The sequence below is a fragment of the Mucilaginibacter gracilis genome, from assembly GCF_003633615.1.
Classification (GTDB): Bacteria; Bacteroidota; Bacteroidia; order Sphingobacteriales; family Sphingobacteriaceae; genus Mucilaginibacter; species Mucilaginibacter gracilis.
In genome coordinates this window covers 5,415,308-5,442,204 of sequence record NZ_RBKU01000001.1, presented here as the reverse complement: position 1 = coordinate 5,442,204, position 26,897 = coordinate 5,415,308, and the positions used below count along the sequence as shown (strand labels likewise).

General features: G+C 41.9%; 24 protein-coding genes. 13 read left to right on the top strand and 11 right to left on the bottom strand.

Annotation, left to right across the window (positions count from 1 at the left end; genetic code table 11):
* Nucleotides 1-175 precede the first annotated feature (175 nt).
* Nucleotides 176-3,706: a chemotaxis protein CheB gene (locus BDD43_RS24105; RefSeq protein ID WP_121200505.1), complete on the top strand. Its 3,531-nt coding sequence runs from the start codon at nt 176-178 to the stop codon at nt 3,704-3,706.
* 9 nt (nt 3,707-3,715) lie between these two features.
* Here BDD43_RS24105 and BDD43_RS24100 read toward each other — a convergent pair whose 3' ends face one another.
* A complete protein-coding gene (locus BDD43_RS24100) occupies nt 3,716-4,753 on the bottom strand; it encodes a lysylphosphatidylglycerol synthase transmembrane domain-containing protein (RefSeq protein WP_121200503.1) in 1,038 nt (345 codons plus the stop codon).
* A gap of 382 nt (nt 4,754-5,135) precedes the next feature.
* On the opposite strand from BDD43_RS24100, the gene BDD43_RS24095 reads away from it, so the two are divergent.
* The 9 genes from BDD43_RS24095 to BDD43_RS24055 all read left to right on the top strand — a co-directional run bounded on the left by BDD43_RS24095 (nt 5,136) and on the right by BDD43_RS24055 (nt 14,116).
* Entirely contained in the window at nt 5,136-7,202 is a 2,067-nt protein-coding gene (locus tag BDD43_RS24095; RefSeq protein WP_121200501.1) for a copper-translocating P-type ATPase, read from the top strand.
* Nucleotides 7,203-7,322: 120 nt separating this feature from the next.
* The gene (locus BDD43_RS24090) at nt 7,323-7,550 is read left to right on the top strand and encodes an SHOCT domain-containing protein (protein WP_008513172.1); all 228 of its coding nucleotides are present in this window, start codon (nt 7,323-7,325) and stop codon (nt 7,548-7,550) included.
* A 36-nt stretch (nt 7,551-7,586) separates the two neighbouring features.
* Nucleotides 7,587-8,018, top strand: a complete 432-nt coding sequence (locus tag BDD43_RS24085) for a cupin domain-containing protein (protein WP_121200499.1) — start codon at nt 7,587-7,589, stop codon at nt 8,016-8,018.
* Between the two features lie 107 nt (nt 8,019-8,125).
* The gene (locus BDD43_RS24080; RefSeq protein WP_121200497.1) at nt 8,126-8,779 is read left to right on the top strand and encodes a BON domain-containing protein; all 654 of its coding nucleotides are present in this window, start codon (nt 8,126-8,128) and stop codon (nt 8,777-8,779) included.
* A gap of 102 nt (nt 8,780-8,881) precedes the next feature.
* Nucleotides 8,882-9,277 carry a hypothetical protein gene (locus tag BDD43_RS24075; RefSeq protein ID WP_008513177.1) on the top strand — a complete coding sequence of 132 codons (396 nt, stop codon included), beginning with the start codon at nt 8,882-8,884 and terminating at the stop codon, nt 9,275-9,277.
* Nucleotides 9,278-9,417: 140 nt separating this feature from the next.
* The gene (locus tag BDD43_RS24070) at nt 9,418-10,074 is read left to right on the top strand and encodes a BON domain-containing protein (RefSeq protein ID WP_121200495.1); all 657 of its coding nucleotides are present in this window, start codon (nt 9,418-9,420) and stop codon (nt 10,072-10,074) included.
* Nucleotides 10,075-10,149: 75 nt separating this feature from the next.
* Nucleotides 10,150-10,551, top strand: a complete 402-nt coding sequence (locus BDD43_RS24065; protein ID WP_121200493.1) for a hypothetical protein — start codon at nt 10,150-10,152, stop codon at nt 10,549-10,551.
* Nucleotides 10,552-10,565: 14 nt separating this feature from the next.
* A complete protein-coding gene (locus BDD43_RS24060) occupies nt 10,566-12,293 on the top strand; it encodes an ABC transporter ATP-binding protein (protein ID WP_121200491.1) in 1,728 nt (575 codons plus the stop codon).
* The gene (locus BDD43_RS24055) at nt 12,290-14,116 is read left to right on the top strand and encodes an ABC transporter ATP-binding protein (RefSeq protein WP_246001778.1); all 1,827 of its coding nucleotides are present in this window, start codon (nt 12,290-12,292) and stop codon (nt 14,114-14,116) included. The genes BDD43_RS24060 and BDD43_RS24055 overlap by 4 nt, the downstream gene beginning before the upstream one ends.
* Before the next feature lie 46 nt (nt 14,117-14,162).
* Here BDD43_RS24055 and BDD43_RS24050 read toward each other — a convergent pair whose 3' ends face one another.
* Nucleotides 14,163-15,242 carry a glycoside hydrolase family 130 protein gene (locus BDD43_RS24050; protein ID WP_121200489.1) on the bottom strand — a complete coding sequence of 360 codons (1,080 nt, stop codon included), beginning with the start codon at nt 15,240-15,242 and terminating at the stop codon, nt 14,163-14,165.
* Nucleotides 15,229-16,011 (bottom strand): HAD-IIB family hydrolase, encoded by a 783-nt coding sequence (locus tag BDD43_RS24045; protein WP_121200488.1) that lies wholly within the window; start codon nt 16,009-16,011, stop codon nt 15,229-15,231. The genes BDD43_RS24050 and BDD43_RS24045 overlap by 14 nt, the downstream gene beginning before the upstream one ends.
* Before the next feature lie 271 nt (nt 16,012-16,282).
* On the opposite strand from BDD43_RS24045, the gene BDD43_RS24040 reads away from it, so the two are divergent.
* Nucleotides 16,283-17,047 carry a PRC-barrel domain-containing protein gene (locus tag BDD43_RS24040; protein WP_121200486.1) on the top strand — a complete coding sequence of 255 codons (765 nt, stop codon included), beginning with the start codon at nt 16,283-16,285 and terminating at the stop codon, nt 17,045-17,047.
* 136 nt (nt 17,048-17,183) lie between these two features.
* On the opposite strand, the gene BDD43_RS31130 is transcribed toward BDD43_RS24040, so the two are convergent.
* Genes BDD43_RS31130 through BDD43_RS24005 form a run of 7 tightly spaced genes read right to left on the bottom strand, consistent with a single transcriptional unit; the run spans nt 17,184 to nt 23,199 of the window.
* Nucleotides 17,184-17,390, bottom strand: coding sequence for a triose-phosphate isomerase (locus BDD43_RS31130; protein ID WP_121200484.1), 207 nt, complete (start codon nt 17,388-17,390; stop codon nt 17,184-17,186).
* The gene (locus BDD43_RS30915) at nt 17,387-17,575 is read right to left on the bottom strand and encodes a triose-phosphate isomerase (RefSeq protein ID WP_121200482.1); all 189 of its coding nucleotides are present in this window, start codon (nt 17,573-17,575) and stop codon (nt 17,387-17,389) included. Before BDD43_RS30915 ends, BDD43_RS31130 begins: the two co-directional genes overlap by 4 nt.
* Before the next feature lie 23 nt (nt 17,576-17,598).
* Entirely contained in the window at nt 17,599-18,636 is a 1,038-nt protein-coding gene (locus BDD43_RS24025; protein ID WP_121200481.1) for a class I fructose-bisphosphate aldolase, read from the bottom strand.
* Nucleotides 18,629-21,019 carry a phosphoketolase family protein gene (locus tag BDD43_RS24020; protein ID WP_121200480.1) on the bottom strand — a complete coding sequence of 797 codons (2,391 nt, stop codon included), beginning with the start codon at nt 21,017-21,019 and terminating at the stop codon, nt 18,629-18,631. Before BDD43_RS24020 ends, BDD43_RS24025 begins: the two co-directional genes overlap by 8 nt.
* A gap of 6 nt (nt 21,020-21,025) precedes the next feature.
* Complete coding sequence (locus tag BDD43_RS24015) at nt 21,026-22,225, bottom strand: acetate/propionate family kinase (RefSeq protein ID WP_121200478.1); 1,200 nt, start codon at nt 22,223-22,225, stop codon at nt 21,026-21,028.
* Nucleotides 22,212-22,853: an HAD family hydrolase gene (locus tag BDD43_RS24010; RefSeq protein WP_121200476.1), complete on the bottom strand. Its 642-nt coding sequence runs from the start codon at nt 22,851-22,853 to the stop codon at nt 22,212-22,214. The genes BDD43_RS24015 and BDD43_RS24010 overlap by 14 nt, the downstream gene beginning before the upstream one ends.
* Nucleotides 22,846-23,199 (bottom strand): cupin domain-containing protein, encoded by a 354-nt coding sequence (locus BDD43_RS24005; protein WP_121200474.1) that lies wholly within the window; start codon nt 23,197-23,199, stop codon nt 22,846-22,848. Before BDD43_RS24005 ends, BDD43_RS24010 begins: the two co-directional genes overlap by 8 nt.
* Before the next feature lie 487 nt (nt 23,200-23,686).
* On the opposite strand from BDD43_RS24005, the gene BDD43_RS24000 reads away from it, so the two are divergent.
* Together BDD43_RS24000 and BDD43_RS23995 are read left to right on the top strand one after the other, a co-directional pair.
* Nucleotides 23,687-24,247, top strand: coding sequence for a helix-turn-helix domain-containing protein (locus BDD43_RS24000; RefSeq protein WP_121200472.1), 561 nt, complete (start codon nt 23,687-23,689; stop codon nt 24,245-24,247).
* A gap of 60 nt (nt 24,248-24,307) precedes the next feature.
* Nucleotides 24,308-24,760: a pyridoxamine 5'-phosphate oxidase family protein gene (locus tag BDD43_RS23995; RefSeq protein ID WP_121200470.1), complete on the top strand. Its 453-nt coding sequence runs from the start codon at nt 24,308-24,310 to the stop codon at nt 24,758-24,760.
* A gap of 1,037 nt (nt 24,761-25,797) precedes the next feature.
* Here the strand turns inward: BDD43_RS23995 and BDD43_RS23990 are convergent.
* Entirely contained in the window at nt 25,798-26,877 is a 1,080-nt protein-coding gene (locus BDD43_RS23990) for an AI-2E family transporter (protein WP_246001776.1), read from the bottom strand.
* Nucleotides 26,878-26,897: the final 20 nt, after the last annotated feature.

Below are 26,897 nucleotides of genomic sequence, written 5' to 3'. Positions count from 1 at the left end.
ACGATCGGCTATTCATAAACGCTATGACACCGCCGACAAATAATAAGCAGGCTCGATTCATGCAATGATGTCTTTAATAAAACACTGAATGTCAAAAAAATAACGTAAATTTCAATGATATTCTATATCGTAAATTTCGGCTCCGACTACTAAAACCATTCTTTAAACAATTCATATGCAATTAACTGCCCCCCATCACATTATCGCTATTGGCGCATCTGCGGGTGGCATGGAAGAGATCAACGTTTTTTTCGACCATACTCCCTTAGATGGCGTTTCGTATATTATCATCCAGCACTTATCATCTGACTTTAAAAGCCGTATGGTCGATTTGTTGGCCAGACACAGTAAATTGATTGTTAAGGAAGCCGCTCAGGGGATGAAGGTGATGAGCAATGAAGTGTATTTAATCCCAAATGATAAGTATATGACAATAAGCGGAGAAGAATTGTTTTTAAGCGATAAGAAGGACATTAAAGGTCCCCACTTAACTATTAACAAATTTTTTACCTCTCTGGCTACGGACTGCGGAAAAAAAGCGATCGGTATTATTCTTTCGGGGTTGGGTTCGGACGGCACCGAAGGTATTAAAGCAATAAAAAAAGCAGGCGGAATAGTCATGGCACGTAATCCGGAAACTTCAGGATTCCCAAGCATGCCTGCCCATGTCATAGCTACAGGTTTAACTGATTTTATATTGGAGCCTGCATTGATGCCCGCAGCTATCGAAGACTATATCAAGTACGGATTGGAGATATCTGAAGAAGATGACGATAAAAATATTAAATCGATTGTTGACCTGATCAAAGCGAATTCACCGCTGGACTTTTCCGATTATAAACAAGCAACCATTTTAAGAAGAACCAGAAGAAGGGCCGCAGCGGCTAATTTCCCTTCTCTTTCTAATTATCTGGCGTATTTAAAGAAAAACCCTGACGAGGTAGAAGTTCTTTCGAAAGATTTTCTGATCAGCGTAACATCATTTTTCAGGGATAAGCAGGCATTTGAGGTCATTCAAAAGGAAATCATACCAGCCCTGCTGCAGCTGCTTGCACCGGATGAAGAACTGAAGATCTGGGTTGCCGGATGCGCCACCGGCGAAGAGGTCTATTCTTTGGGAATCTTGATTCAAGAACAATTACAGGGCAATTTTAAAGATACCGTAGTGAAAATATTCGCAACGGATGTTGACAGCCTTGCCTTAGCACATGCAGGCAAGGGTATTTATAGCCTCGGCATAAAAAAACACATTTCTCCAGAAAGACTGGAAAAATACTTTATAACCGAGGGCTCCTGTTACCGAATTAGCCCGGCTATCCGGAAAATGGTCATTTTCGCACAGCACGATCTGGTTAAGAACCCGCCTTATTGTAATATGCATTTTATCAGTTGCCGGAACCTGCTGATCTATATGACCCCTGTTTTGCAGAAAAAGGTATTTGCTATGCTCTTATTCGGATTAAAAAAGGACGGTTATTTATTCCTGGGTCCAAGCGAGAACCCCATGCATATCATTAAGAACCTGAAGATAGTGAGTTCTAAATGGAAGATCTACCAGAATTTAATAGCCAAACGCGCGGTAAATTTCGATGCATTCAGTATGCCGGACTATCCGGACACTAAACATAGCCCTCCCATGCCCATGGCTGAAACGATGTCTAAAGATGCCAGACAATCGATCGCAGAGACGATAGTTACCGGTTTAACTGAAGACCTCGATTTTCTTTCTTTATGTATAGACGATAAGCAGCAGGTGGTACAATCATTTGGGAACACAAAGAAATACCTATTGCAAAAGCACTTCACCACGAACCTTACGGACCTCTTATCGAAGCCCCTTGCTGTTGCCTTTAGTTCACTTAGTAAAAGCGTTTTGAATACCGGCAAGAAGGCCGTAGTTGAACGTATAAAAATCAAGGTTGGGCGACGAACCTTGAAAGTTAACATGGCTGTACGGCCCTTTCCGGCGGATAAAAACAACCAAAAAATGCTCGTTGTTACGCTGAATGAAGATAAATTAGGTTCAGTACCAGACAGTAAAGTCGACACTTACGATCCTAAAGTTTACCAGGACCGATATGCTATCAACCTGGAAGAGGAAGTAAAAGAGTTAAAAGATAAATTACAGTCAGCCCTGGAGAAGCTCGACTCATCAAACGAAAATATGCAGTCTTTCAACGAGGAACTCATTTCTGCCAACGAGGAGATGCAAAGTACTAATGAAGAAATGCAATCAGTTAATGAAGAGCTTCACACGATTAACGCTGAATACCAGTCAAAAAACAAAGAGTTGCTGGAAACCAACGATGACATGAATAACTATTTCAGGAGCAATGTCAACGGGCAGCTATTTGTGGACGATGATCTTTTGCTCATGAAGTTCTCGCCGGGAGCAGTAAAACAAATCAACTTGCTGCCATCTGATATCGGCCGGCCGTTGAGCAATATCTCTACGAACATTAAATTTGAAACGATTTTAGCCGACATTACCGAAGTGTTGGCCAAAGGCAATGTAATTACCAAGGAAATTGAAACTAATAACGGAGACTGGTACCAAGTCATGACCATGCCCTATGTACGGCAGGCAGACAATAAACGAAATGGTGCCATCATTACCTTTAATGATATTTCAGAACTGAAGAAAGCACAACAGGAGCTCGACCTGAGCAGCAAAATGCTGGGTATGGCGATAGAGGCCGCCGAATTGGGCACCTGGTCCATCAACGTAAAAACCCGTGAGTTTACCTCATCATCCAGGCTTAAAGAATTGTTTGGATTTGAGTCTGCTCAAATGATGACATTCCCGGCAGCGATTGCACAAATCGCAGGAAATTACCAATTGATTGTTAGCGAAGCTATAGAAGAAACTATCAATGGCGGTAAAAAATGTGATATAGAGTTTCCCTCGCAGGGACATCATGATGGAAAATTAAGATGGATACGCGCGGTTGGAAACCTTACCCACAACAAAGAAAACATTCCCAATTATTTTAGCGGCGTTTTGCTGGATATCACTGTACATAAACTCAATGAGTTAAGAAAGAACGATTTTATCGCCATGGTCAGCCACGAATTGAGATCACCGTTGACCTCACTTCAGGCCAATATGCAGTTGCTGGCATTAAAGGCTAAAAAAAACGATGACGAGGGAACCCTCTTAGCTGTGGAAAAAGCAAATAAGCAAATTAAAAAAATGGGGACCATGATCACTGGTTTTTTAGATGCGGCCAGCCTTGAGGAAGGTAAAATTTATCTGCGTACACAAACCTTTGAAGTCAACGGGCTGCTCCAGGAAATCAAAGAAGAAATGATGACAACAACTACCAATCACCAGATCAACCTGCTTCCTTTTAAAACCATATCCGTAAACGCGGATAGGAATAAAATCGGACAGGTAGTAACTAACCTGTTAAGTAATGCTGTTAAGTATTCACCAAAAGGAGGAAATATAGAGGTATCGTGCAGGACGGTGAGATCAATAGTAGAGGTTAGCGTAACAGATGAGGGTCTGGGTATCAGTTTGCCCGACCAGGCTAAATTATTTGACCGGTATTACCGGATCGAAAGCGCCAGCAATGCTAAAATTGCCGGCTTTGGACTTGGGCTTTACCTGTCAAACGAGATCATCAATCGTCATAAGGGCCGCCTGTGGGTAGACAGCGAATTAGGAAAAGGATCAACTTTTCATTTTAGTCTGCCACTTTAAAATATAGTTCTACAGGTTATCGAACTTATTGACAATAACCTTTTTCTGCAGATTTCTGTAAACCAATAACCCAAAGGGAATTGGCAGCCAAAAGGTCAGGAAACGATAAAGTAAAGTAATGATCAGCGCAGCATGAACCGGTGCCCCTAATTTGGTGAAAAAATAAGTCATTGCACTTTCATAAACAATAAGTGACCCGGGCGAAATAGGGAGCGCGCCTATGACAAGAGACAATAGTAAGCCGAAAGCAACAATTGGGAACGGCATGGCTACATGAAACCCCTTTACCAGCGCGAAGACAGTTATTATATCACTCATAACGATGATCAGCTGCAGGCCTATCGTTTGAATGATAGATTTTTTCTTTCTTCCAAGCATTTTAAAAGTTCCTTCATTTTCGTTTTGCAGGGATAAAAGACTGGCTTTTTCAATAAAACGTTTAATAAAACCAATCCGTTCAAGCTTATGCATTGCAAAGGATAGATTATGCCCATTACTTATAATAAGCACTAAAACAAACAGTAAGATATAAAACACAAATCCCAGGAGCACTGTGTACGTTATCAAAATGTTAACGTGCGTGACCTTGTTAAGATACCAGGTATAAAAAAGGAGAAGTAAAATAAGTATAGCGGCGTAATAACTGATCGATTCCAATACAATCGCGGTAAAGGCGTTGTATCTCGATACTTTTCTTTTGATCAGCTGGTTAAAGATATATCCATCTCCGCTGATTCCACCCGTAGGCAGCACCTGGTTAACAAACATAATGACGATGGATAATTTAAACAGCAAAAAGTAATCAGTTGTTCCTGGTTTATCTTTAATAAGCAGCTTGATGATGAAGGCGTAAATAAGATAAGTTAATACCTGGGCAAATACGGCCAGGAACAACCAGGCCGGTTCCATTTGCAGCATCAGCTCTTCAATGTTCTTCAGCTTGCCGATGTAGTGAATGGCGAAGTAAAAAACAACAATTGAAAACACATAAAAAAGGATGCGGGAAGGCGCAAAAAAACTCGTCGGTGCTGCTTTCACTTTAACCATTCTGTGATATTTTAGATGAAGTTGATTTCCTTCATTTAGTCAATAGCTTTAAAAGCATCGGGGTATTTCTTTTAATAAGGGCAGATTTGACCTTATCAGTAAGCCATCCTTTAGGACGTAGCCACCGTTCTCATCTTACTTTAATTTCTGCTTGTAAGTCTGGCTCCTTTAATGTAATCCTCATTTTGTCTCGGCCTTTATTTAAATATTGCAATAGTTTAAAGATGCAGGAAAATACCACCACTTTTATTACATGATATCGGTCATTGCTTACATAATTCACACGTTTATGATAGTTCTGACTCGTTAGATAGCCAGTTTCCAATCACGTCAAAGTGTGAATGATGTAATTCACCAGAAGAATTTTATAACGTTAATAAAAATGGGACGTGTAATTTTCAACAGGTATTATTTAGCCAAAAGAACAAGCCAGATGAACGAGCAATTAAAAATGGATCATAGTAAAATGCAGCATGTAGGTGCTCCCGGTAAGGAGAATCAAAATCACCATATGATGATGATTGCTGATTTTAAAAAGCGGTTTTATATCGTGCTGATCTTGACCTTTCCTATCCTGCTTTTATCAACAATGATCCAGCAGTTTATTGGAGTAAACTGGAAGTTTTCGGGATCATCCTATATACTATTCGCGCTTTCATCTTTTGTCTTTGTTTATGGTGGATGGCCATTTTTAACCGGATTAGTTGGCGAGGTGAAAACAAAAAAACCAGGTATGATGCTGCTGATTGGTTTTGCCATCACGGTCGCATACGGTTATAGCACCGCCGTTGTATTTGGATTAAAAGGGATGGATTTCTTCTGGGAGTTGGACACCCTGATTCTGATTATGCTGTTAGGGCATTGGATAGAAATGAGATCAATCGTAGGGGCCTCGCGGGAATTAGCGCTATTAGTAGCATTAATGCCCGATAACGCCCATCTGGTTATTTCTGATAAAGTAAAGGATGTTAAAACCGAAACGCTTAAAGCGGGGGACATTGTACTGATCAAGCCGGGCGAAAGAGTCTCGGCGGATGGGATCATTATAGAAGGTGAAAGCTACCTGAACGAAAGTATGCTTACTGGTGAGTCAAAACCCGTGAAGAAAGCAAAAGGCGATAAAGTAATTGCCGGATCGGTAAACGGCAACGGCTCTTTTACACTTACCGTAAGTCATACTGAAAAAGACTCGTTCCTGTCACAAGTAATAAAACTGGTTAACGACGCACAGCAATCAAAATCTAAAACGCAATTATTGGCAGATACTGCTGCAAAATGGTTAACTGTTATCGCACTGGCAACAGGTTTGACTACCTTTTTGTACTGGTATTTAACCGGTCACCCGTTAGCCTTTGCAATCGAAAGAATGGTCACCGTAATTGTGATCTGTTGCCCGCATGCACTGGGGTTGGCTGTACCCCTGGTAGTAGCCAGATCAACCTCTTTAGCAGCCAAACATGGTCTGTTGATTAAAAACAGGAATACCTTTGAAGATTCGAGAAAGATCACGACCGTAGTATTTGATAAAACAGGGACGTTAACTGTGGGAAAATTTGAGGTTTCAAAAGTAGTTCCACTGAAGAAGGGGTTAGAGGAAGGCGAACTCATTAGAATGGCCGCCGCTCTGGAACTGAAATCAGAACATCCCATTGCATCAGGTATCATGCAAAAAGCAAAGAATTTGAAGATTGCCATTCCTCCCGCAGCAGATTTTAAGGCGATTACAGGCGAAGGGGTTCAGGCTACTGTTGAGCATAAAAAAGTATTGGTAGTTAGTCCGGGCTATTTAAAAGAAAATAAAATCACAGTTCCTGGTGATTTCAAAGCTAATGATACGGAAACAGTGGTCTTTGTAATTATAGCTGATGAACTGGCAGGGTATATTGCTTTATCTGATGAGATAAGGCCGGAGTCTTCAGGAGCGATCAAGGCTTTAAAGCAGGAAAATATTAAATCGTTGCTGCTTACGGGAGACAACCTCAAAGTTGCAGCAAGCGTTAGCAAAACATTGGGAATGGATAGTTTCATGGCGGAAGTATTGCCCGGACAAAAACAGGAAAAAATAAAGGAGCTGCAAAAAAAAGGTGAGTTTGTGGCCATGACCGGTGATGGTGTAAATGATGCCCCGGCACTGGCCCAGGCAGATATCGGCATAGCCGTGGGGTCTGGTAGTGATATTGCAGCCGAAACAGCCGGGATTATTTTAGTTAACAGTAATCCCAAAGACATTGTAAGTTTAATACTATTTGGAAAAGCCACCTATCGTAAAATGATACAGAACCTCATCTGGGCCACGGGTTACAATGTTGTTGCCTTGCCATTGGCAGCAGGTGTGCTTTATAATCAAGGCATTATGTTAAACCCCGCTGCCGGCGCCGCATTAATGGCCCTAAGCACCATCGTCGTAGCCATCAATGCAAGCCTGTTAAAGGTAAAATCCATGAACTAACGCTGCCGGTACCAAACGTGTGAATCATGTAAGTTATTAAAAGAATTGCGTAATACTTATCGCGGCAAAAGATAGCAGTTTTGCAGTGTTATCATTCCATTCATTCTAAAAATTAGCAGCATGTTTTATTACAATTATTTCTGGGGTATGGACCTTATTTGGTGGTTCATTTGGATCATACTATTGTTTTGGATATTCGCTATCCCATACGATATACCCGGCCAGCGCAACAGAAAACGTAGCCCATTCGATGCCCTGCAACGTCGTTTTGCCTCCGGAGAAATAGGGCCTGAGGAATATCATGAAAGAAAGAAGATCATTGAAATGGAATATATACAAAGAAGTTAAAAACCGCAATATCATATTACCTTAAATATAAATAAAATGAAAGACAGTGTGGATTTATTGGTGGATCCGGTTAAAGGATTTCACTCGAATATCGAAAGAGATGTAATGGAAAATATCAATTTCCGAAAGGTACTTTATACTAGTGTACACATGCAGGTGGTCTTGATGACACTGAAGCCCGGCGAAGAAATCGGAGAGGAGATTCATAACGCCAATGATCAGTTTTTCCGCTTCGAAATTGGTATAGGCAAATGTACCATTAACGGAACTGAGTACGACGTTAGTGATGGCGACGCAATTGTAGTGCCGGCCGGTGCTAAACATAATGTTGTTAATACCAGCACCTCCGCTGAACTGAAAATGTATACCATATATGCACCGGCTAATCATAAGGACGGGATCGTTAGGGTTACTAAAGCAGAAGCCGAGGATTTTCCTGAGAAATTTGATGGAGAGACCACGGAATAAAAGATTCCGGTCAACCAGATGACGGCTTGCCGGATTTTTTGACTTGGTTTCAAAATGATTCTCAATGGCCGATACTTCACTAATCATATACGATAGAGACAATTAAAATGAAAACGAATCAAGAATTGCAGAAAGATGTTCAGGATGCCATCAAATGGGAACCGCTGTTGAATGCCGCTGAGATTGGGGTAACAGCCAAAGATGGTGTAGTGACCTTAACAGGCACTGTTGACAGTTACGCTAAAAAGATAGAGGCGGAAGATGCGACAAAAAACGTAGCCGGTGTTAAAGCCGTGGCCGAAGAAATAACCATTAAATATAGCGATTTCGGTAAAAAGAGCGATACGGAAATATCCAACGAGGTTTTAAAAGCCTGGAAATGGAACTGGCAAATTCCGGAAGACAAAATTAAAGTTAAAGTTGAAAATGGCTGGGTGACCCTGGAAGGTGAACTCGAATGGAATTATCAGAAAGAAGCTGCCAAAATAGCCATCAGGAATCTTGCCGGCGTAATGGGCGTTATCAGCAATATTAAAATCAAATCTGATATCCACGACGGCATTGAGAAGGCAGCCATCAAATCTGCATTGCAACGGAATTCGTCAATTGACGATCTGGATATTAACGTTGATGTAACAGGTAACCATGTTACGCTAATGGGTACTGTCAACTCATTTTACGCCAAAGATGAAGCAGAACAAATTGCCTGGAATGCCCCGGGAGTTTGGAGCGTAGACAATGAACTGATTATTGAATATTAGTATATCTGTTCCCAATGAACCAGTGCGGCATACTTCACTGGTTCCTGTTTTTTTATAACCTGTACAGGTAATGATATTCATGCAATTTTTAAACAAAAGATAATGACAACGGAAAAAGGCTTAGGTATTTGGATGGATCATCAGAATGCCCACATCATGGAATTTACAGTGGATCCCATTAAAACAACTACGGTTGAATCAAAATTCACACATCAGGAAAAAGAAAACGCGCTTGGCAGAAGTGAAAAGTTAATGCATAATAAAGAGCAAGGTGAGGAAGCTGATTATTACAAAGCTCTTGGGGAGATCATCAGGAATTATAACGATGTCGTTCTCTTCGGGCCGACCGACGCAAAAGTAGAACTGCTCAACATCTTAAGGAAAGATCACCGTTTCGCTGATATTGTTATTGAAGTCATACCTGCGGATAAACTTACAGAGAACCAGCAGCATTCTTTTGTGCGGGATTATTTCTCGAAAAGATTATTTCTGATTTAAAGGATTAAATATAGTACAACAGTCCATGCTAAATTCCTGTTCAAATGTGTGAATGATGTAATTATAAACTGGAATTGCGTAATAGCTGATCAGGTAATTGCGGGTAGTTTAGTAGTATAAATTAAGGCGCTGTCATTCTTATGAAAACAAACCAGGATTTAAAAACAGATGTTGAGAATGCGCTCCTTTGGGAGCCCTTATTGCATACAGCTAAAATCAGTGTTATTGCGGACGATGGTATCATCACACTGGCCGGGACAGTTGACAGCTATGCCAAAAAATCAGAAGCGGAAGACGCAGCCAAAAAAGTGGCTGGTGTGAAAGTCATTATAGAACAGATGGAGGTGGTTCTGAACAGTGAGATTCGCAAAACTGATCAGGAAATTGCCCGGGAGATATTAAGCACATTGGCGGCAAGCTGGGTTCCGGCCGATAAATTAAAAATCAAAGTGGAGCATGGCGTGATAACATTGGAAGGAACACTTCAGTGGAATTTTCAAAAACAAGCAGCCACCAAAAGCTTAAAAAATATTACCGGCATAACGAAAATAAAAAACATGATCGTTATCAAGGCTGACACACCTGATGAAGTGGAGAAAAAGCACCTTCAAAATGCGCTTAAGCTCAATTGGGCTATGAATGGCCAGGATGTCAGGGTCGAGGTTCACGGCAAAGCTGTTACTTTATCCGGTGTAGTTAATTCCTATTATCAAAAGGAAGAGGCGGAAAGAATCGCCTGGCAGGCACCCGGCGTGAATGCCGTAAAGAATGATTTGGCTCTTGACCTTAAAGATTAGCATATAATTAAGCGAGAAAAATGAAGTTGGTCATGTCAACATCAACCCAAGATATGATTTATTTAAAAGTAACTTATGGTAATCTCCACTCAAATCTTTTGGCTTTTTCTATTAGCTATTCCGATAGCCTGTGTCGCCTGGACAGTGACGCATGAAGAAGTATTCCGGGAACCAAGGGAATATTGCGTTAAACGAAGTAAGGAAGGAAGGACGTTGCTGGAAAGAAAGTTTTTTTACCTGTTTACCTGCGAATATTGCTTTAGCCATTATGTAACAATTATATTCTTGTTGCTGACCGATTATAAACTATTGATGATTAACTGGACAGGTTACCTGATATCCGGGTTTGCATTGGTTTATGTGGCCAACGCCTATATGAGTTTGTTTGGCCTGATCCGGCAGGATATTGTCAAAGAAAAAACGGAGATCAAAGTAATGGAGATCACGACGGAAAAATCAAAACCAACTGCTTCGTGAAAAGCTGAGAATTCATGAAAAAATACCTTACCTTTTTTACCAAATATAAGAAGGCCCTGATCCTCGCTCCCTTATTGGTCATTATCGATGTGATATGCGAAATTGTTCAGCCCCAACTGATGTCCAAAATTGTTGACTTTGGAGTAAAGCAGAAAAACATGGCTTACATTCTACACACCGGCGGGCTGATGGTGATTTTATCCCTTGTCGCGATAGCAGCCAACGTTGGCAATATCTATTACTCTTCTCACGTTTCTGTGGGCTTTGCCGCTGAACTCAGAAAGGGAATGTTCAGCAAAATTCAGGAATTTTCTTTCTCCAATTTAGACAGGTTCAGTTCCGCATCGCTTACCACCCGGATGACCAATGACGTTAATATTATTCAGAATGTGATCATGATGTCGCTTCGTTTATTGTTTCGCGCGCCATTGATGTTGCTGTTTGCCGTGGTTATTGCCATTAGTATTAATGCTAGTTTGGCGATCATTATCGCTGTTGCTATCCCTGTTTTAGCCATTTGCATGTATGTTATTTTACACAAGGGCTTCCCGTTCTTTGAAAAAATGCAGCAAAAGCTGGATCGGGTCAACGCAGTCATTCAGGAAAACCTGGTGAATATACGCGTAGTTAAGTCCTTTGTACGGGAAGATTTCGAAAAGAAGAAGTTTGGGCACACCAATGAAGAATTAAGAGCCATGGCGGTTAAGGCATCCGGCATGGTTGTTCTGATCCTGCCTGTGATGCAGTTGGTGATGAATTTGTCCGTCGTGGCCATCGTTTGGTTTGGTGGAAAAGCGATTATCGCCGGCACCTTCCAGGTTGGGCAGCTGATGTCATTTATTACCTACATCACCCAAATACTGATGTCATTGATGATGCTGTCTATGATAATTATGACCTTCTCCAGAGCTGAAGCCTCATCGGATAGGGTATTGGAAATCTTAAACACAACTGTTGACATCGTTGATTCGCCCGCCGCGATAAAAAAGAATCTCCAGGTCGGTTTGGGAAAAGTTGAGTTTAAAAATGTATTTTTCAAATACCATGCTGACGGTACTGAATTCGTTTTAAAGAACATCAATTTAGTGGTTAAGCCTGGTGAAACCGTCGCGATTATCGGTGCAACGGGAGCCGCCAAAAGTACGCTGGTTCAATTGATCCCAAGATTGTACGACGTGACCAGCGGAACAGTATTAATTGACGATGTGGATGTTCGCGATTATACTTTGCCGAACCTTCGCATTAACCTGAAGCTGGTTTTGCAGCAAAATGAACTATTTTCCGGTACCGTCAAACAAAACCTTAAATGGGGAAATCAAAAAGCTACAGATGATGAAATAATAACCGCTGCTAAAGATGCCCAGGCCCATGATTTTATCATGTCCCTTCCCAAACAATATGAGACGGTTTTGGGCCAAAGCGGCGTCAATGTATCAGGCGGGCAAAAACAAAGGCTTTGTATTGCCCGGGCAATTTTGCGTAAGCCAGTCATATTAATTCTGGATGACAGCACCAGCGCGGTTGATACCATAACAGAAGCTAAAATACGGTCATCATTCAGGGAACATCTGAAAGGAACAACCATATTCATCATTGCCCAACGGATCAGTTCGATCGTATCAGCAGACAATATAGTTTTATTGGATAAGGGCGAAATAATAGGCACAGGCTCCCACAGTGTACTCATTAAAACCAGCTCCGTCTACCAGGAAATTTATAACTCTCAGCAGTTACAATTATGAGTGACAGCAACGAAAATTATCTGGCCAATAACAACGCAAAGCTGCCACCAGGCGGCCTTGCCGGAAAACAAGGGCATCTATCTATTGAAAAGCCCAAGAATTCACGGCTGGTCATATTTCGGCTATGGCGCTACTTAAGCCGACAAAGGGCTTTGCTGTTTCTGGTCCTTTTTCTTTTGCTTATCAATATTGGGGCTACTTTGCTGGGTTCTTACCTTTTGCGCCCTATTATTAACAATTATATTGTACCCCGAAACATTCCCGGATTGATCCGTATGATCATATTATTAGCAGGTATATATACCGTCGGCGCCATCACCGGTATCTACCTGAACCGGCTGATGATCAAGATCGCGCAAAAAACGATCAGTACCATTCGCACCGACCTGTTCAGCAAATTACAGACCTTGCCCTTAAAGTTTTTTGATAGTACCAACCATGGGGAGCTGATGAGCCGTTTTACAAACGATATGGATAATGTAAGCGACGCTTTAAATACCAGCATCCTCCAGTTATTTTCAAGTGCCATTACGCTGACAGGTATCTTTACCCTAATGGTTTATATAAGCCCTTTGCTCACCCTCGTAACGATAGTTGTTGTTCCTTTTATGCTCTGGGTGGCATCTGCCATCATAAAAAAAAGTAAAGGCTTTTTTGCCAATCAGCAAATAGCGCTCGGTGCTGTCGATGGCTATATTGAAGAGATGATTACCGGCCAAAAAGTGGTGAAGGTTTTTTGCTTTGAAGCCGTGGCGGAAGTTGACTTTGAAAAATTGAATTATGATCTTCGGGATAAGGCGACCAAGGCTCAATTGTATTCAGGCGTGATGCAGCCGATCATCCAGAATTTAAACACCATCAATTTTGCCTTGACGGCAACGGCCGGTGGCCTGTTGGCCATTTTCAGCGGTTTGGACCTTGGGGGATTAGCTGCCTTTTTGCAATATTCAAGGCAATTTGGCCAGCCTGTTAACGAAATATCAAGTCAGTATAATACGTTGCAGGGCGCTTTAGCCGGTGCTGAAAGAATATTTCAGATCATGGACGAAATACCTGAAGTGACTGATACCCCGGGAGCCGTCCAATTAGTCAATATTAAAGGCGACATCCGGTTCAATGCAGTAACTTTTGGATATGACAAAGGCATCGCAGTGCTGAAAGATATAACCATTAATGCAAAAGCAGGCCAGAAAATCGCCTTAGTTGGCTCTACCGGCGCGGGTAAAACAACCATTATGAACTTACTGCCCCGCTTTTATGATATCTGGTCGGGACTCATCACAATTGATGGCGTCGATATCATGAAGTTACAACGCAGCAGCCTACGAAAGTCACTCGCCATTGTGTTGCAGGATACGCATCTTTTTACAGGGTCGGTGATGGAAAATATCCGGTATGGCAGATTGGAGGCCAGCGACGACGAGGTGATCGCTGCTGCAACCCTATCGGGGGCAGATTCATTTATCCAACGTTTGCCAAAGGGCTATAAAACCTTATTGCAAAATGACGGAGGTAACCTTAGCCAGGGGCAAAGGCAGTTATTAAACATTGCACGCGCTACGGTATCTCGGCCTTCTATTTTGATTTTAGACGAGGCAACCAGCTCTATTGATACGCGCACGGAGCAATTTATACAAAAAGGGATGGACCAATTGATGAACGGACGTACCAGCTTTATCGTTGCGCATCGCCTGTCGACCGTTCGTAACGCGGATGAGATACTGGTACTTGAAAACGGAGAAATTATAGAGCGCGGAAATCATGAAAAATTACTGGAAAAGAAAGGAAGATATTATCAATTATACAAGGGACAGTTCGGGTAATCCAGCTTTAATTTTTATAAGCTTGCGTAATAGTATTTATCGCATCTCACCCTTCCGGCAATAGATCCGGTATTTTCATTTTAGCTACGCCGATGCAGTCATCTGCCATTCCGTAATAAACATCATAACGATCAGGCTGGCCTAAGTCAGTCCGACAATCTATACCTGTGGGAAAAACCACATTGGCAATCGTACCTATCCTTTCATCCTGCAATTCCGGTATTAGCACAGGAGCTTGGGAGCGGTAGCAGATTTTCGTAGGCTCTTTTTCGGATAAGACCATTACGCCTGCTGAATAACATAACTTCGGATTAGATTTTGTTGACCCTTCCAACTCATGTACCCCATGGTAGACTAACAGCCAGCCATGTCTAGTAAGTACAGGGGGAGCACCTGCACCGATCTTCAATTGTTCCCATGCCTGTTCCGGACTGGCCAGCCTATGGTGAGAGGTGAATTGGGCGTGTCGGTAGGCAGCATCGGTTTCGTGCTTTAAGTTGCAATAAGATATCCAGATGCTTTCTAGATCAAGGTCGATCTTATGCTTTTTATCAAGTTTTACGATCTCCTCCGGGCTTGTACCCGGAAACAACGGCCTGTGCAGCATGGCCACGGAGGGGTGCCCATGAGGGCTCAGCATATCGATTGGAAAAAGGCTGGCATCCTTATCAAATACCCCGTTAAAATTAATATGCTTGTAAGGTGAAAAGCTAACCAGTCCCAGTCGTTCCCAATTTAAAAGATCCTTAGACTGTGCAATGGCGATCCGGGGCCCATCAGGCCCGTAAGCAGTGTAAGTCATCTGGAAATATTGTAAAGGTTCCACGTAAGTAATCCGCGCATCTTCACACCCCCCGCCACCACCTGGCCTTTTTTCGTAAGATTCCTGAGGTTCGAGGGCTATTCCAAGTCGTTCTACTCCAAAAGGGTCACCGGCTTCGTTAAAAAGCACCCGAGCAATACCAATTCTCGAGTAATTACCCTTAGCAACCAATCTTGGAAATAAATACAGATGACCGTCGGGGCCACGAACAACAGCCGGGTTACAAACCCCTTCTTCTTCCAGCGGATTACCAGGCTGGGATCTCATAATCGTACCCAGGCGGTTTAACTTAAATGGATTCATGCTTCTTTTTGTTATCCATATTTAAATAAGCAATAATGGTTTGTATAACTATTTTGGTTTCACCGGGGTTTTTTACTTCAATGCAAGCCACCCCGGTTGTAGTTGCCGGATGGTCGTTGCCTCCCTCAAACAGCGCGTCACCGATGAATATAGTTTTTCTGATTTTAATGTCAAGTATTTGATGGAGTTTGTAAATACCATAGGCCTTGTCAACTCCGCGTTTAGTAATATCAATAGAAGTAGCACCACCCATTTCCACAGAGAATTCTGGAAGCGTTTTTTCGACTAAGGATTTTATTTTTCTGCGTTTGGCAAAGTCGGGATCAAATTCTCTTTTTTCATTAAGCGGAGCCTGCTGACCAAGTGCTGAGAAGGTGATCTGGCTTCCCCGGTCTTCTATTTGTTCTCCCCAGGTCTTTTCAATTTTCAAACCTGATCCGGCTACCGCTTTTTGCAAATTGTCAATTATGCGATTTGCTTCGATCTTCGTAAAATTTTCAGCATACAGTTGCTTCCATCCTGATCTGTACTGATAATATTTGGCACCGCAAGTAGGCAGTATAATGAGGTTTTTTAGAAACTGCTTTTGAGATAACTTTGATAAGACCTGTGTTTGAAATTGCGGCCAGTCGCCGCCTGATATGATAGCAACTTTGGCAACTTGTATGAGCTTATTTAAAAGTTCGGCCATTTCATTTTCTATAGCTGCCTTACTTTCTGCCAGTGTACCATCAAGATCAAATACTACCAGTTTTTTTAATTTTTTCATAGGGTTCTGATCTAATCCATAAGGTCATACAAAGGTGATTACTTTGATTACTTTAAATATTACATGATTAGGGAAATCAGTTACATGATTCACACATGTCTCAATGTGTGAATCATGTAACTAAAACACAAAGTTGTATAACAACACAAAGCCGAATCTACCCTACTTTCGTTATGCAATTCCGAAAGGGCGTTTTTTCGATTGTTATCCTTCCATGCTGATGGGCAATCAGTTAGGAAATTGTTGGCTATAAAAAAAATCAAATACTTATATGGAACGAAACATAAACAGCTTAACAGGCTATAGTTTAAAAGCTTCAAACGGGGAAATCGGAGACGTTAAAGGATTCTATTTTGACGATGAAACCTGGAAAATAAGATACTTAGTCATCAAGACCGGCGGCTGGCTATCCGGTCGTGAAGTTTTGATCGCACCGCATGCAGTAGAAAAGGTGGATTGGCTTAATCGTTTTTTTAAGGTCAGTCTTACAAAAAAACAGGTCGAAAACAGCCCGGATATCGATATCCATAAACCTGTTTATCGTCAGCACGAAATCGAGTTATATGATCACTATGCCTGGGAAGCTTATTGGTTGAGTGGATTTTATCCCGTTGGTTATCTGGGTGTTAGTATTTCCTTTCCGTCAATTGAAGGTAAAGGCACTATGCCACCATCCAGCGATGAAAAAGGATCTAAGGATGATTTGCATTTGCGCAGTACTAAAAAAGTAACCGGGTACCATGTTCATGCAAAGGACGGCGATATCGGGCATATTCACGATTTTGTCGTTGACGACCAGACCTGGCAGCTATTATACCTGGTTATTGACACCCATAACTGGTTAGGAGGAAAGAAAGTTATTATAGCGGTAGCTGATATTCTTAAAGTGGACTGGGATAATTCCAAAGTATATGTAGATCTTACTATTTCAGCGGTTAAAAAAAGCAAGCTATTTAAAGAAACTGTATTTAATCCATGGGAAACAGAACGCGAGATAAAAGTTACTTTACCTGTCATTCCGATGGAAATTTTATAAGGGAAATTTTGTACAGAAAAGGGATGTTTCAATTGTGGCAACTTTCCGGTTCCAATATTTAACGCATGAATCCTAAGCTATCTGGGTTTTCCCAATCGTTTATAAAGAGCCCGCAAAACAGAAATAAAGCAGGCTGCTAGCTGTTACGAAAGCAACATATGATTTTCAGGGCATTTAAAAGTGCCCGATCAATCTTTTTTGCAATCAGTTTATTGGTTTCATGTAAATAAAGCCAGCGTTCAGAAAGGCCAAGGATCACATAGTCTGCGCATGTTGACCGTATCATTTTCACGGAAATCTCGCATCCGAGTCCGATTGGTGCGCATTTTGGGCGCCAATTCATATTCGGGAATGATTTTTTGATAGTTGGCCAAATACATGCAAGTGGATAAATGGAGGGCAAATAATAATTTCCTGATCACCCTTTACCTCCTCGTGTACCAGCTTTAGCACTTCTGAAAATAAGGCTAAACCGTCGAAATAACTGTCGTTCATATTCCAGTTTGCCGCTATAACTTTATTTCGCATCGTGTGGTTATTTATCTGATGAATTAAGTACCGCTTTGGCCAGCGTTCTCGACATCCATGTTATATTCCCCTCGACGGGCAGCGGCATTACACATCACACGGTGATATAAGGCCTGCTGCGCTGCTAAAACGTTAGCTTCATACCCTTTCCATATTTCCAGCGCTGGTTGCTGAATGGCACGGGCAAAGGAAAAGGCAATATCCCATGGCATGCCCGATTTGAATCGTACATTCATTGCATTCAGCCTGGCAGTAGCCAGTTCGGCGGGCTGGCCACCCGATAAAAAAGTGATGCCCGGCACCGCTGCCGGCACGTTCCGCAACAGGCATTTTATCGTAGCATCAGCAATTTCATCTATCGATTCCTGTACCTCGCAAGACAATCCCGGCAGTACCATATTGGGTTTCAATATTATTCCCTCCAGCATCACATTCTGCAGGTATAACGCGGCAAAAACCGCCTGTAAGCACTCCTCTGTTACATCGAAGCACTGATGGATGCTATGGTCGCCATCCATCAGCACTTCCGGTTCAATAACAGGTACGAGTCCAGCTTCCTGGCATAGGGCGGCATAACGTGCCAGTGCCTGGGCATTTGCCGCTATACAGCCATGGGTTGGCAAAGTATCATCAGTACTGATAACGCCACGCCATTTAGCAAAACGGGCACCCATTAGCCCATACGCTTTTAGCCGGTCGCGTAATCCATCCAAACCTTCCGTCACTTTTTCTCCGGGATGCCCTGCCAGTTGTTTTGCACCTATGTCAACTTTTATGCCCGGTATAATACCTGCATCAAGGATGACTTTTATAAACGTTGTACCATCTTTCTTTTGCTGACGGATGGTTTCATCGTAAAGGATCACCCCGCTGACATACTTGCCCAGATCCGGCGTAGTGATGATCAATTCCCGATAGGCTCTGCGATATTCTACGGTTTGCGGAATCCCGATGGCTTCAAACCTTTTGTTACAGGTGCTATTACTTTCATCCATAGCCAGCAAGCCCTTATGACCTGCTGTCAGCGCCTGAGCGGTCGTTATGAGTGTCTGTTCATTCATGGTTAATTATGTTCCATTTCCAGTTACGGATCTCCGCCATATCCTGGCCATGTATGTCTATGTAATGCTTGTGCTCGATTAGTTTGTCCTGCATTATTTGTTTCAGGTAAGAACCTTTAGCCCCTAAATTTTCTAAACGGTCAACCACGTCAATGACCAGGTGGAACCTGTCAAGATCGTTCTGTACACGCATATCAAAAGGGGTGGTAATGGTACCTTCTTCCTTATAACCCCTCACATGAAGATTCCGGTTTGTTCTTCGGTAAGTTAAGCGGTGAACCAGCCATGGGTAGCCGTGAAAAGCAAATACAATATGCTTATCTTTTGTGAACAGTGAATCGTAATCCAGGTCGCTTAACCCGTGGGGATGTTCGCTGGCCGACTGTAGTTTCATCAGGTCAACAACATTCACTACCCTAACTTTCAAGTCAGGCAGATGCTCACGAAGAATGGAAACAGCAGCCAGTACCTCCAAGGTGGGGGTATCTCCGCAGCAGCCCATTACCACATCGGGTTCTGAGTCCTGGTCATTACTCGCCCATTGCCAAATGCCGATGCCTTCTGTACAATGTATAACAGCTGCATCCATAGTCAGCCATTGAGGTAAGGCGTGCTTGCCAGCCACTACGACGTTGACATAATCCCGGCTTCGTAAGCAATGATCAACAACCGATAACAGGCAGTTGGCGTCGGCTGGTAAATAAACGCGCACAATGTCAGCTTTTTTATTGATCACATGATCCAGGAAACCCGGGTCCTGGTGCGTAAAGCCATTGTGGTCCTGCTGCCATACATGAGAGGCCAACAAATAGTTAAGCGACGCGATATTTATTCGCCATGGCAACTCTTTAGTTACCTTTAGCCATTTGGCATGCTGACTAAACATGGAATCGATGATACGGATAAACGCTTCATAGCTGTTAAATATGCCATGCCTGCCGGTCAGTAGGTAACCTTCCAGCCAGCCTTCGCACTGGTGCTCGCTAAGTTGTGAGTCAAGCACACGGCCTTCGGGTGCCAGAAACTCATCATACTCCGCCTGTCTGGCATCCCATTGACGATTGGTCGTCTCAAAAACAGCTCCGAGCAGATTAGATAGGGTTTCATCAGGGCCAAAAACACGAAAATTATCGGGATTAAGTTTCACTACATCAGCCAGAAATTTTCCGAGTATGGTAGTATCCCCAACACTAACAGCACCGGGTGATGGTACACTTACCGCATGTTTGTGAAAATCGGGCATACGCAAATCATGAAGTAGCATGCCACCATTGGTATGTGGGTTGGAACCCATCCTCCGGTCACCTTTTGGCGCTAAATCCATTAATTCCGGGATCAGGGTGCCGTTCTCATCAAATAATTCCTCGGGTCTATAGCTTTTCATCCAGCTTTCCAATTGCGCTACATGTTCCGGATGATCGGCGTCAATTAAGAGCGGAACCTGGTGCGACCGAAATGTGCCTTCAACGTGAAACCCGTCGACTATTTTAGGCCCCGTCCATCCTTTGGGCGAGCGCAACACGATCATTGGCCAGCGCGGCCTGACTGACTTTTCGTTTGCTATTGCATCATTTTTGATCTGATGGATCTGTGCAATTACTTTTTCCAGGGTAGATGCCATTAACAGGTGCATGGCTTCGGGGTCATCACCCTCTACAAAATAAGGTGTCCAGCCACAGCCCTCCAGGAATTTTTCCAGCTCTTCATGTTCAATCCTGGCCAGCAGCGTTGGGTTACTGATCTTGTAACCATTCAAATGGAGGATAGGAAGTACCGTACCGTCGGTGATTGGGTTTAAAAACTTATTAGAATGCCAGGCTGTAGCTAATGGTCCCGTTTCTGCCTCACCATCGCCAATAACACAGGCTACGATGAGGTCTGGATTATCAAAGGCAGCCCCGAAAGCATGGCTGAGTGAATAACCCAGTTCACCGCCCTCGTGGATCGAGCCTGGAGTTGTGGGTGCGACGTGACTGGATATCCCGCCGGGAAAGGAAAACTGTGTAAAAAGTTTCTTTAAGCCCGCCTCATCCCTGGTTACATTGGGATAAACATCTGTCCAGGTACCTTCCAGGTAAACCTGGCCTACGATCGCCGGGCCGCCATGACCGGGGCCGGCTACGTAAAACATATTCAGATTGTACTCCTTAATAACACGGTTTAAGTGTACATAAATGAAGTTTTGGCCAGGTGTGGTTCCCCAATGCCCGACCACAAGCGGTTTTACATGGGCTAATTTTAGCGGTTCTTTCAGCAGCGGGTTGTCGTACAGGTAAATTTGCCCGACGGACAGGTAGTTGGCCGCACGCCAGTAAGCATTCATTTTTTGAATTAACTCCGGGGATATCATTTCAACCTCGGGGCTGGTCATTGCTGTTTCCATAGGTGTTTAGTTTTTAATGTTATAGTCCAAAATATCGCAAACCGACTTCGCTATCATTAATTCTTCATTTGTTGGAATGACACGAACTGATATCGTACTGATGTCGGCAGAGATAAACGGTTCGTTATTTGAATTTTTTTCTTTATCCAGCTCTATACCTAAAAATTCAAGACCGTGACAGATCCTTTCACGGACCTCGGGAGAATTTTCACCTATACCACCTGAAAACACCAGCGTATCTAAACCGTGAAGGGCTGCGGCAAATGAGCCAATGGATTTTCGGACCTGGTAACAAAATAGCTCAACGGCTTCTGCAGCGCGCCTGTCATTTGCCTGGATTTTTAACAGTTCCCTCATATCTGCGCTGGTTTCAGAAATACCCAACAGACCTGATTCGTGATTAAGGAGATGGTTGAACTGTTTAGGGCTAAGCGATTGGGATTTCATTAAATACCAGGCTACCCCAGGGTCAAGATCACCGGACCGTGTACCCATCGGTATACCGCCCGCCGGTGAAAACCCCATACTGGTATCTATGCTTTTACCTTCTTTAACAGCTGCGAGGCTTGCGCCGTTCCCCAAATGCGCTAGTATCACTCTGTGCCTCGACGTTTCACGCCATTCTTCCAGGTCAAGCTGTTCCATTAGATAGGCATAAGAAAGCCCGTGAAAGCCGTACCGTTTAATACCCATAGCCTGAAATCGACGTGGAATGGAGACTAACTTTGCCACGGGCGGCATAGTGGTATGAAAGGAAGTATCAAAACAGGCGACTTGTACCAGGTCCGGGTAGCGCTTCCTGAAAACGGAGATCATTTTAATTTCTTCAGGCAGATGTTCGGGATCGAAGGCGCTGATCTTTTTCAGATCGTCCATTAGATCATCGGTGATCTTTTCCGGTTTATCATGGTCCAGGCCTTGAACCACCCTATGCCCAATCCCCTTGACCAGTTCAAAATCTACCTGTTTTTCCAGCCACCCAATCAGCCAGCTAGCGGTGGATTCATAGTCATTAGTTTTAAGGTCAATTTTATGAGTCGGATGATGCCCGGGATTTTTAAATCGCAGTGCAACGCTTTTTTGACCGATGTTTTCTATTTCGCCTGATAGTATTTCATTTAATCGTACATCAGCTTGGTATAATGCGAACTTGATGCTGGATGAACCACCATTAATAGTAAGCACATGGTTTTTACCTTTTTTCATGGCTGTCATTAATTGTGCGCAATCCAAAGGATGCTAATTTTGTGGTGGTAGACTGATAATCTGTATGGTGAATGGTATTCATGCCAAAATTTTCCGCAAGCCGGACAAACATGAGCTGATCGTCGATATAGATAATTTGTTTGGCGGGCACCTGCGAAATGTCTAATGCCAGCTTAAAAATATCGGTATCGGGTTTACGAAGACGGACAAAGGAAGAGGAGATGAAACAATCAGCAAGATTATTCAGCCCGAAATTTTTTATTCTGAATTCATTCAATTCTCGGCTTTCATTACTCACAATCACGATCTTTAAATGTTGCTCCTTTTTAAGTGCAGCGATCAGGGATAGCATTTCGAAATGGCCGGTAGACTGGGCAAACATAAATTCTTTGAAATCCTGTATTCCGAAATCCTGATGTTCGACAAAAACAACCCTTCTCAAATATTCCTCAAGTGTTATTTTACCTAATTCGAAGGTTTCTACGGTAATGTGGTGCCGGTCTTCCATTACACCATGGTCAAGCTTAAAATAATCAGCAGCCTTTTTGCGTGCAACGCGGTTCCACCCATCGGTAAGCAAGACGCCGCCGATATCCAGAAATAGGGCGGTGATCTTTTGGTTATTCATACCCGCTTTTAATAACGGTTTGAATCATTTTAAAACGGCCGTTTGGTTTGATATAGTTGGGGAGGTGTGCAGGTATAATAATGCCCATCCCTGCTTTTAGGTGGTTGGACATATGATCAATAACAATCTCTGCATTTCCTTCAATGATCTGGGCGAAAGTATCGAAAGGGCTCGTTTTTTCGGTTAATCCTTCTCCGCTGTCAAAAGACATAATGCTAATGTTTCCTGTCGATTTTTTAATAATGGTTTTGATGACGACGGCATTGGGTACATATTCAATAATCTCCACGATAATGTGTGCTTTACCTGTTTCCAGTTCAGTGTTATCTGATGCTTTTTTTTCCATGGCTTTTGATTTAAATATCTTTTTACACTTTTCTTTCTCTAATTTCTTTTAGCTATCAGAAGGTAGATTCTAATTGAGGGTATTCCAGAGCGGTTAAAATCCTAGCACAAAGATGGCGTGACCGGGAATTCTAATTGTTACACAACTCCTTAGAAATGTTACATATTTCACACATTACGAATGACCGATTGTGTTATAGCGATAGGGGAGTAGCAGATCGTAAGCGAGATATTGATATCCGTTGTATAAATGCAGTAATAGAGAATTTAACCTCAGGTTTTTTATTTTTCCATATGATTAAAACTAATCTTGTTTTTATTCCTTATAGTTGTGCATATTGGTATTACATGAACTCATCAAGCAATAAATTCAATGTAATTCAACAATGTGTGCCTGCCATCAAATTTGCTTCTTATAACGACTCTGCTATCGTGATAAGACCGTTCAGCAAATCATTGATTTTACGTTCCTACCCCCCCTTTAGAATATGAAACTTTATGTTAAAAATATGGTATGTATACGCTGCAAGATGGTGGTCAAACAGCAACTCAAAAAATTATCTCTTCATTACATTATCGTCGAACTTGGTGAAGTGGAAATTTTGGAAACCATGTCTAATGCTCAATTGCTGGAATTTAAAACTTTGCTTTTGAAGCACGGACTTGAATTACTGGATGACAAAAAGAGTATCTTGATTGAAAAAATAAAGAAAGTAATTGTCGAGCTGATCCATTATTCCGATGAACCTGCAAAGGTTAATTTTTCTGACTACCTGAGTGAAAAATTAAACCATGATTACACCTACCTGGCTAATTTATTTTCAGAAGTGGTTGGAATCAATATCGAGCATTATGTTATCATGCATAAAATAGAAAGGGTAAAGGAGTTATTAGTCTATGATGAACTTTCACTAACAGAAATCTCTTATAAATTACACTACAGCAGCGTAGCGCACCTTTCCAACCAATTCAAGAAAATTACGGGTTTAACGCCGTCCCATTTTAAAAAATTTAAAGAAAACAGGCAATTGGGCATCGTCGATCCCTGAAAAAATAGAGCGCATGACCTTTACTTAAAGTTTCTTATTAAATCATAAAAAAAAATAAAAATGTTAAGAGAATTAGACAAAAACCAAATAGAAACTCTGTTGAAAGATCAACTGATTGGTCGCCTTGGATGCCATTCAGCAGGCGTTACTTACATTGTGCCAGTTAATTATGTGTATGATGGAACAAGCATTTATTGCCATTCTGCTAAAGGGATGAAGATCGATATGATGAGACAGAATCCGGAAGTTTGTTTTGAAGTGGATAAAATAAAAGACATGACCGACTGGCAAAGCGTGATCGCATGGGGAAAGTTCGAGGAAATTACCGAAATGGCCGAACAGCAAAAAGTTTTACAACAATTGACGGATAGAATTACGCCATACATCATTGATGATTCGGTTACCCGCGAACATGGTTTTGTTGATAACGAAAGTGATATAGGGACGACGGTTGAACTTATCATGTACAAAATCGTCGTCAATAAAAAAACCGGGCGGTTTGAAGCCAGATAAATTTGCGTATGATAGCTTCGGAAATGTACCACTTGACATACGAAAAGTAAACTCGTTTAAAGATTCTGACTAGAAGATCAGAGAGTAGTTTTTAGATAATATTGAATTTAAGTGTTTAACTTAAATTCAATTGCATTACAACATGTTTGTAACAATACTAATTCATTTTTATGTTTTAGTTGAAAAGCAATGCTGAAGTTCCGGACTAAACCCTTGTCAAACCTAAATTTACAATGGTTGATTTAGGGTGTTTTTGATTGTCGGTTTAAATGCTTTTATAAATGACGCAAAAGAATAGCAAAGAAGAAATGTTTTAAATCAATCTGTGGAAGGGGAGGAGTTCAGAATAATCGCTCTTGTTGTCTTATGATGATTCTGTTATATTTAAAAGTATTCTTTATTCTACGAATGACGCAAATAGCAGGTTTGTATTCCAATTGTTAAGTCAAATATAGTATTTTGTTACTTTTACAGTTTTTTCAATTCTAATTTCCATTAGGATAAAATTGATGGAAATTTCGAAAAAGGTTCGGGATTATACAATCCACTTTTTTTTGTATTGGAATTTGGAAGATTTTCTACCGATTAATGTTGTAATAGGCTTCCTTACCTTAAGTTTTGGTGGTCGCTGACAGACCATTTGTTTAAGTGATTGGTAGGCACGTTTCCATTATGAAAGAGTGAGAAATCAGCTCGCCCAATGATTAGGGTGAGAGAGAATAAGCTTTTCGGTGCAAATCCCTGTCAAAGGCAGGAGTTTGTGAAAAATCTATGGAATAGTGACTAGCATCATTTTTCGGAACAGTCCGCATCATTCTATTATTCAGTAATTTAAGAAACCTTTGTGTCGGTATTAGCCTACTTGCTGGTGGATATTACGCCATTAATCCCGAAATTTCAGAACAGGTGCGATACGATGTGAAGCTTTTCAGCAGTAAGATGACAACCGTGAAAATCAACGTCATGAGGATAAACGGCACAGGAATTAATACTTGTCCGCCTTATAAATTATTGGGGCTATTGATAATTCCTATACATCAAACGGTCATCGGGCTTTTGGCAGGCCTTTCATCTCCCAGCAGCACACCCCACTGTTTATAATTTTCGGACCGGTCAAAAACTATTTTTAAAATGGAAAGTATTGGCATCGCCAGAAACATGCCTGATAAACCAGCCATAACGCCCCCAATAATGATCCCAACTATGGAAACAAGCGCATTTATTTTTACTTGCGAACCTACTATACGCGGCATCAGAATATTGTTGTCCAAAAACTGAACGAACGTAATAGCGCCTAAAACGATCAGGACATCGCTGATCTTATCCGATGACGCAAGCGTTAATAATACGCCTAAGAGATTGCCGATTAATGCCCCCAGGTAAGGGATCAGGTTTAAAAAAGCGAATATGATACCGATCAACAAGGCATTCTGGATACCGAATATCCACAATGCGCCGCCGAGAAGTATGATGATATAAGTGATCTGTATTAATAACCCAACCAGGTAGCTTTTTACCATCTTTTCTGTTTGCCGTATTCCTTCTTCAACGTTAAGGTTTTCATCGGCTTTAAACCACATTAAAATAAACTTCAAAAATAAGTTCCTGTATAATATGATCAGGTAAATATAGATAGGTAGAAGCCCGATGAATATAATGACGCCGGATAAGGAACCTGCTGCGCCGCTCAGCATTCCGCCTAACGAACTGAACAGCTTTTTGCTCTGTTCATTAATGAATTTCAGTTGTTCTGCCGGAGAATAGCCAAAAGAATTGCTGATCCAGATGCTGAGACTATCCAAATGCCTGGTAACTGTTTGCTGGATCTGGGGAAAATCATCCAGTAAAGCCGATACCTGGCTGGTAAACAACCAAATAACAAGGGCCAAACTAATAATTAATAAAAGTATGGGTAAGAAAATAGCGATACTCTCCGGAATTTTCAGCTTTCGAAACAAGCGAAAGATGGGCATCAGCATGAGTGAGAAGAAAAAGGCCATTAGCAACGGCATAATTACTGTATTCCCCAAAACAATCAATGCCCCTAATAAAAAGAGTCCCAGCAACTCAACCGACCGTTTTACTGTTAAGGGCAAATCTTTAATAGTGGTGCCCATGATAAACATTACTTTTATTA